Origin of the sequence: Faecalitalea cylindroides ATCC 27803, assembly GCF_000469305.1 — a bacterium.
Lineage (GTDB): Bacteria > Bacillota_I > Bacilli_A > Erysipelotrichales > Erysipelotrichaceae > Faecalitalea > Faecalitalea cylindroides.
In genome coordinates, this window is sequence record NZ_KI270984.1 from 1 (window position 1) to 7,881 (window position 7,881).

Here is a 7,881-nt window from a genome sequence, read left to right on the forward strand (position 1 = left end):
CATGGGATGTAGCTCGTGCTCGTGATAAATACTTTGAAGAAACAGGTATTTATGTTCCAATCTGTAGTGATGGTGGTATCGTGCATGATTATCACATCACATTGGCACTTGCCTTTGGTACAGATTTTGTAATGCTAGGAAGATATTTTGCCCGCTTTAAAGAAGCACCAAATAAGATCGTCAGTGTAAATGGAAATTACATGAAAGAATACTGGGGCGAAGGTAGTGCTCGTGCTAGAAACTGGCAGCGCTATGATGTTGGTGGAGAAAATAAGATGTCTTTTGTCGAAGGTGTTGACTCTTATGTTCCATATGCTGGAAGCTTACGCGATAATGTAGGTCTAACTCTATCTAAGATTCGCCATACAATGTGTAACTGTGGATGCTTAACGATCCCAGAACTTCAAAAAAATGCCAAAGTTACTCTTGTGTCAAGTACAAGTATCGTAGAAGGTGGCGCACACGATGTTGTTGTGCGTGATGAACACTTTGATGCAAAAGTAAAATAATGTAGATAAGATCAGGCAATTGTCTGATCTTTTTATTTTGTTTATAAATAGTTGAATGGGCAACTTTTGCATGATAAACTATGACTAATTGAGGAGAATATATGGCTAGACAGAATGATTTGTTGATGGACATCAGCATTTTATATCGCAGTACCCAAAAATATTATGATAAAAAACTTGCAAATCTATCTTTGACTTATGCACAATTGCCAATCTTGATCGCCATTTATGAAGAAGAGGGAATATCAATGCAAAAGATTGCCTTAGATGGTGGATATGACAAGGGAACGATCACAAAAAATGTTCAAAAATTGGTCAATTTAGGTTATGTTATTGTACAGTCTTCAATCAAAGATAAACGAGCAAAAGAATTATATACGACCGATAAGACCAAAGAAGTTATGAATCAGATTTACAGCATTCGAAGAAATTGGTGGAAGCACATCATTCAATCGATTCCTTCTAAAAAAATTGAAGAGTTTTCTTATTTATATGAAGATATGGCTGAAAACGCAAAGGTCTTCGCGGATAAAGATGATGAACAGGTTCAGTTTTTCGATCATCAGAAAGTGGATTTGAGTTTTTATACAGATAAAGTTTCGACTGTCTTGAGTACAGCAGGTTGTAATTTTCGCTGTAAACACTGTACGAAACGTAATCTGATTTTCTTAAACGAAAATCGTATGGAGCTAAACCTGGAAGATATCAAGAATTTTTTAGAGAAACGTAAAGATATATATGATGCCGTTTGTCTTAAGGAACCAGAACCTTTGATGCACCAAGAACTTGCACCTTTTTTAAGATATGTAAAGAAACTTGGATATCTTGTGAAGATTCAAACGAATGGATCGTATCCAGATCGACTTAAATCATGGATCGATCAAAAATTGATTGATTTTGTGAGCCTGGATATTAAAAATGCTCCTTCTTATTATGGAGAAACGATTGGTATTCCAAATTTTAATACCGATATTATTACAAAATCGATCGAAATCTTAAAAAAAGGTCAAATCGATTATGATATTACGATTACTTTGATCAAAGAATTACATGATACCAACCGTTTAAAGGAAATGGCAGGATGGCTTAAAGGGGTAAAACAAGTGACTTTGATGTCAAATCCATCGACCATGGTTGAAAATTATCATGCCTTTGATCAAAACGAGATGAATGAAGCTTTACATATTTTTAAAGCGGTTATACCAAATATACAAATAAAGGGGGAAGCATATGTTTCAGGTAGAGAAGCGTGATGGAAAACTTGTATCTTTTGATATCAATAAAATAAAGGCTGCAATTAAGAAAGCTTTTTTATCTTTGAAACTGGATACGGATGATTCGATCATCGATTTGCTTGCCTTACGCGTTACTTCCGATTTTCAAGACAAGATCAAAAATCATGCGATCCAAGTCGAAGAAATTCAGGATAGTGTTGAGAAGATATTATCAGAAACAGGATATTATCAAGTGGCAAAGGCCTATATCCTGTATCGTAAACAAAGAGAAAATGTGCGAGATATTTCCAATACGGTCAAAGACTACAAAAATATTGTAGATTCGTATTTAAGTCAAAGTACCGCAAAGAAAAAAGAGGGATCCCTTGAATTATATTCTGTAGGTGGCTTGATCTTATCCAATTCAGGAGCGATCACACAAAATTATTGGTTAAATGAGGTTTATGATGAACAGATTTCTCAGGCGCATTTAAATGGAGATATTTATATCCATGATCTAGATATGTTAACGGCTGATCGAGCAGGATGGTCTTTACACCAGTTCTTATTGGAAGGCTTAGGTGGTGTTAAGGAAAATGTTACATCGAGACCGGCTAAACATTTATTTGCCCTGGCAAATCAACTAGTCAACTTTTTAGGGATCATGCAAAATGAATGGGCAGGGGCTCAAAGCCTTACAGGATTTGATACATATTTGGCGCCATTTATCAAAGTGGATGGTTTAAGTGAGAATGAAGTACACAAATGTATTGAAACGTTTATATATGGAGTGAATATTCCCAGCCGCTGGGGAACACAGTCACCTTTTTCCAATATTGGCTTTGACTGGGTCGTTCCTGAAGAGTTAAAAGATACTCCTTGTATCGTAGGAGGACAACCTCAAGATTTTACATATAAAGATTGTCAAAAAGAGATGTGTATGATCCAAAAAGTGTTTTTGGATATCTTGATTCATGGCGATCAGACAGGAAGAGGTTTTAAATTTCCAATTCCTACGATTTCAATTACAAAAGATTTTGATTTTGAAAATGGAGAAAACAATGATTTATTGTTTGAATTGGCAGCAAAATATGGAACCCCTTATTTTGCCAACTGTATTGCGACAAATAGAAGACCTATTGATTTAAGAGAAAACTTTGATAATGAGTTTAAAGAAGATATCCTGATCAATAAATCAGGTGGGTTGTTTGCCTATGGAGAAAATACCGGTAATATTGGTACAGTCACGATCAATATGCCTCGAATTGCATATTTATCGGAAAATAAAGAGGATTTCTTTCAAAAATTAGATTATCTTATGGATCTTTCGGCCAGAAGTTTACATGTTAAACGACAAGTGCTGGATAAGTTTTTAAATGGTGGTCTTTACCCATATACAAAGCGATATATTCAAACGTTTGATCATCATTTTTCAACGATTGGTTTGATTGGAATGAATGAAGCAGGTATCAATGCCAAATGGCTTCAAGCTTCTTTGTTGAAAAAGGAAACACAGGATTTTTGCGAAGAAGTCCTTTTACATATGAAGAAACGTTTGTTGGAGTATCAACACGAATATCATGAGTTATTTAACTTAGAGGCAACACCAGCTGAACATGTGACATATCGTTTTCAGAAAAAAGATCATATGTTGTATCCAGATATTCAGGCGGATCAATATTATACAAATTCAGCAATCCTTCCTGTTGATGCTAAGATCGATGTCTTTGAAGCATTGGAAATTGAAGAGAGATTTCAATCCTTATACACAGGTGGAACAGTATTTGATGTGTATTTGAATAAGCGCATCTTTGATTCAAAGGCAATCAAAAATTTAATCAAATTAATATGTACTAAATATAAAGTGCCTTATTTTACTCTTTCTCCAGCTTACTCAATTTGTAAAGAACATGGATATATCAACGGAAAACAATCAACCTGTCCTGTATGTGGCAAGAAAAGTGAAGTCTGGGCAAGAGTAAGTGGATACTATCGACCTGTAGATCGTTGGAATGATGCCAAGAAACAGGAGTTTGAAAAAAGAAATGATTACAATATAGGATAAGAGGAATGGTTATGGAAAGAATAAAAAGTTTTTGTGTGGATCATACGAAGTTAAAAAAAGGGGTATATATCTCGCGTATGGATGATACTTTGATTACATATGATATTCGTATGTGTGAACCTAATGTGGATACACCACTTGATCCCAAAGCTGCTCATACGATTGAACATATAGGAGCAACTTTATTAAGAAATGGAAAATATGCCGATAAGATTATATATTTTGGACCTATGGGGTGTATGACGGGTTTTTATCTGATCATTAAAGATCTATCATTTGAAACAGTCATTGATGTCATCAAAGAAGTGTTTCAAGAAATTGCCTGCTGGGACAAGGAGATTCCAGGTGCGAAAAAAGAAGAGTGTGGAAATTATACATACATGGATCTTGAAAAAGCTAAAGAATCCAGCCAATTCTTTATCGATTCCAATTGGGAACATGAATACCATTTATTGTAAAAGTATTGGGGGATCGTTATGACAAGACGTGCAGGTATACTAGCTCCAGTATCTACGCTTGGTGGAGCACATGGAATTGGTGATTTTGGAAAGAGTGCTTATGAATTTGTAGATTTAATTAAAAAAGCAGGATTTAAAGTTTGGCAGATCCTTCCTTTAAATCCTGTTGGATATGGGAATTCACCTTACCAGCCATATTCTTCCTATGCAGGAGATGAAATCTATATTTCTCTGGAATTGCTTGTAGAATGGGGCTTATTAAAGAGCGAAGAAATCGATGAGTATCTAGAAGGAGGAAGTTCGATTGATTATCCAAAGGTAAGGTCTTTTAAAGAAACTTACTTACACATGGCCTTTGAAAGATGCATGGAAACAGGTATTGAAAGAGATGGATTCCATTATTTCAAAGAAGAACATCCATGGTTATTTAATTATGCTGCCTTTATTACATTGAAGAAAAAACATGATCTGAAATGTTGGCTGGAATGGCCTGTTGAAGAGCAGGAATGGCCAGACACATATCAATATGATATTGAACAACATCGACCACAATTGGAGTATGAGATGTTTGTTCAGTATGTCTTCTATAGACAATGGTTTGATCTAAAAAAATATGCCAATGAAGCAGGCATAGAAATTGTTGGAGATATCCCCATTTATGTCGGAATTGATTCGGCAGATGTTTGGACGAATAAAAAATGTTTCTTATTAGATGAGAAATACAATCCAACATATGTAGCCGGTGTACCACCGGATTACTTTAGTAAAACTGGACAAAGATGGGGAAATCCAATCTATGACTGGGAATATTTAAAAGAAACGGATTTTCAATTCTGGATCGATCGTTTGATCTGGAGTACATTTTTATTTAATATTGTTCGAATCGATCATTTTAGAGGATTTGATACATATTGGAAGATTCCAGTTAGCTGCCCAACCGCAGAAATTGGAGAATGGGTCGAGGCTCCTGGATATGAATTATTTGATATGATTAATAAAAAGATTCCTGATATACATATTGTAGCAGAGGATTTAGGCGATTTAAGAGAAGAAGTTTTTGAATTAAGAGATCATTATGGTTTAAGTGGAATGAAAATCGTTCAATTTGAATTGGATCCATATGAATCCAATAATGATTTTAAAGAAACACAGAATACGATCGTTTATACAGGGACTCACGATAATCAAACTTTAGTAGGATGGTATAAAAATTTATCTTCCTATCAGAAAAGAAAGATTTCACAAAAATTTAAAAAGTATAAAGAAAGAAAATGTACGGATCGAATCATTCATGCAGTTTTTAACAGTGTAGCTGATCTTGTAATCTTTCCTGTTCAAGATTTATTGGCTTTAGATGATGCAGCAAGAATCAATACACCAGGAACTGTCGGGTCACCAAACTGGGAATGGAGGTTAATATCTTTTGATGAATTAAAAACGGTTCTTCCAGTTTATAAAAAACTGATCCAGAAATCTAAGCGAAAAGGGAAATAATCTGTCAATTCCAAATTAATTGTGTTAGAGTAAATCATAACGAGGATGTGAGAGTATGAGTAAGATAGCTTTGATGTGCGATTCAAGCGCAGATATTACGGAACAGGAAGCAAAAGAATTAGATATTCATGTATTAAGAATGCCTATTGTTATAAAAGATAAAGAATATATTGAAGGCGTAAATATTGATGATTCTATGATCATTGAAGCTTTAAACAATAATGAAAGTGTAAAAACGTCACAACCATTGCTTGGGGATATGGTCAAAATGTGGCATGATTTGTTAGAAACATATGATGAAGTTTTCTACTTGCCTTTGACATATGCCTTGTCTGGTACTTGTAATATTGCCTTGCAGGCGGCGAAAAATTTTGATGGAAAAGTAACTGTTGTCAATTCAGAGTTTGTTTGTTATCCGGTTATCAAGATGTTATTGACGGCACGAGAAATGTTTAAAAAAGGATATACTACAGCCCAGGTCAAAGAAAAAATTGAGACTGAAGGAAATATGTTGGCAGCTTTGATTCCTGAAAATTTAACGACATTAAAGAATGGGGGACGTATTTCTCCTGCGGCGGCAAGTCTAGCCGGATTGTTAAAGATTCAACCTATTCTATGTGTTGATCATGGTGCAATCGATGTTGTTGCCAAAGTACGTACTTTAAAGAAAGCATATATTCAAGGTATTGAATATGTTACTAAAGGGGTTAACCCCGCTGATTATGATTGGATGATCATTGATGCAGACAATCGTAAGATGGGCGATGAGCTAAAGATAATGTTAGAAGAAACTGTCCATCAACCTGTGGAACAGCATGAATTTAAAGCTATTATCATGTCGCATACAGGGCAGGGAACCATTGGTTTTGGAAGAATCAAGAAAATTAAATATTAAATAGAAAAAGCGCTCAAAAGCGCTTTTCATTTCGATTCATATAGATTCGCGCCAAAGAAAAAAATAACCATAGTATAAGTTGAAATACTAGATAAGGTCCTCTTAAACCGCAAATTATATACTCAAAGATAAATCCGGCTATATTGAAAATTAAGAAGAAGAGTAGTTCATGTTCATTATCAAGAAGCTTTCTCGATACCATGGTCAATAACAACATTATGATAATTGAAAAAATCATATTTAGAATTGGATTCATTATGTTCTCCTTAAATTATTGTGTTTGAGCTGCAAAAGTATTTAGAATGATCTTAGGATAGGATTTTTTTCAATGATCTTTTTGATTGTATTGGCTTCTTCTTCATCCTTGTGATAGATATCTATATTAAAGCCTGTTTTTCTGTCTGATATATATGTATATATGCTGCCTTGATTGTTCCATCTTTTAAGGTGATTTTTAAACCTACATAAAAAGTGGCTTCATTGTTTCGCAAAAGAATGTTGTTCCGACTAGAACTCAATGGGTAAATAATTTAGGCTCTCCTTTAAAAGATTCTTGTTGATTCAGTACATCAATTTTAGATATATCAGAATAATTAATACTACCTTTGTCGCCAATCAAAATATTACATCTCTTATTATCATCATCAAAATCAATACATTTAAAACTTTTCTGTAACATTAAAATCATTTAATTTATGAATTAAATGTTATCTTTATTTAATTATACAGTATCGTTTAACTAAAGTGAATAAACACCACATTCGTTTATATATAATTCGTTATTTGGACACATCAGATATGAAAGTTGGTTACCCATTTATAATGTTTCTGTATTTTACTTGCGAGATTTGAAGTTTTGACTATAATGTAAAATATGAATGAAGATAAAGTAATTGAACAGATTGCTAGACCGATCATTGAACAGTTAAAAAAGTTGGATAATTCTGAAATCCAGAAAAAATGGAATCAGATTCCAAAGATTCATTTTGTGCGTGATGATGGAATGGAAGGCCCTTTAGTTATTGATGGTGTTGAAATCAATGATGAATTCATTGAAAAATTGGAGGCTTATGTACAAGAAGAATTGGAAATGTTAGAAAAACCAACAATTTTACATTAGTGCTTGCATTTTTGAAATTTATGTTGTATTATAAATAAGCTTTCAGGAAAACGCGGGTGTGGCGAAATTGGCAGACGCACCAGACTTAGGATCTGGCGCCTTCGGCGTGTGGGTTCGAGTCCCTTC

General features: G+C 34.2%; 7 protein-coding genes and 1 tRNA gene. All 8 read left to right on the forward strand.

The window, feature by feature from the left end; all coding sequences use genetic code 11:
• Positions 1 to 509: IMP dehydrogenase (locus HMPREF0367_RS03525; RefSeq protein ID WP_035401243.1), on the forward strand; the 509-nt coding region annotated here is incomplete at its 5' end.
• 101 nt (positions 510 to 610) lie between these two features.
• Positions 611 to 1,762, forward strand: a complete 1,152-nt coding sequence (locus HMPREF0367_RS03530; RefSeq protein ID WP_035401245.1) for an anaerobic ribonucleoside-triphosphate reductase activating protein — start codon at positions 611 to 613, stop codon at positions 1,760 to 1,762.
• Positions 1,740 to 3,788: a ribonucleoside triphosphate reductase gene (locus tag HMPREF0367_RS03535; RefSeq protein WP_035401257.1), complete on the forward strand. Its 2,049-nt coding sequence runs from the start codon at positions 1,740 to 1,742 to the stop codon at positions 3,786 to 3,788. Before HMPREF0367_RS03530 ends, HMPREF0367_RS03535 begins: the two co-directional genes overlap by 23 nt.
• A gap of 11 nt (positions 3,789 to 3,799) precedes the next feature.
• Positions 3,800 to 4,246, forward strand: coding sequence for an S-ribosylhomocysteine lyase (locus HMPREF0367_RS03540; protein ID WP_035401247.1), 447 nt, complete (start codon positions 3,800 to 3,802; stop codon positions 4,244 to 4,246).
• A gap of 18 nt (positions 4,247 to 4,264) precedes the next feature.
• Positions 4,265 to 5,740 (forward strand): 4-alpha-glucanotransferase, encoded by a 1,476-nt coding sequence (gene malQ, locus HMPREF0367_RS03545; protein WP_035401250.1) that lies wholly within the window; start codon positions 4,265 to 4,267, stop codon positions 5,738 to 5,740.
• 55 nt (positions 5,741 to 5,795) lie between these two features.
• A complete protein-coding gene (locus HMPREF0367_RS03550; protein ID WP_035401253.1) occupies positions 5,796 to 6,635 on the forward strand; it encodes a DegV family protein in 840 nt (279 codons plus the stop codon).
• Positions 6,636 to 7,509: 874 nt separating this feature from the next.
• Positions 7,510 to 7,755, forward strand: coding sequence for a hypothetical protein (locus tag HMPREF0367_RS03560; RefSeq protein ID WP_015536026.1), 246 nt, complete (start codon positions 7,510 to 7,512; stop codon positions 7,753 to 7,755).
• A gap of 60 nt (positions 7,756 to 7,815) precedes the next feature.
• Positions 7,816 to 7,881 (forward strand) — tRNA-Leu (locus HMPREF0367_RS10385).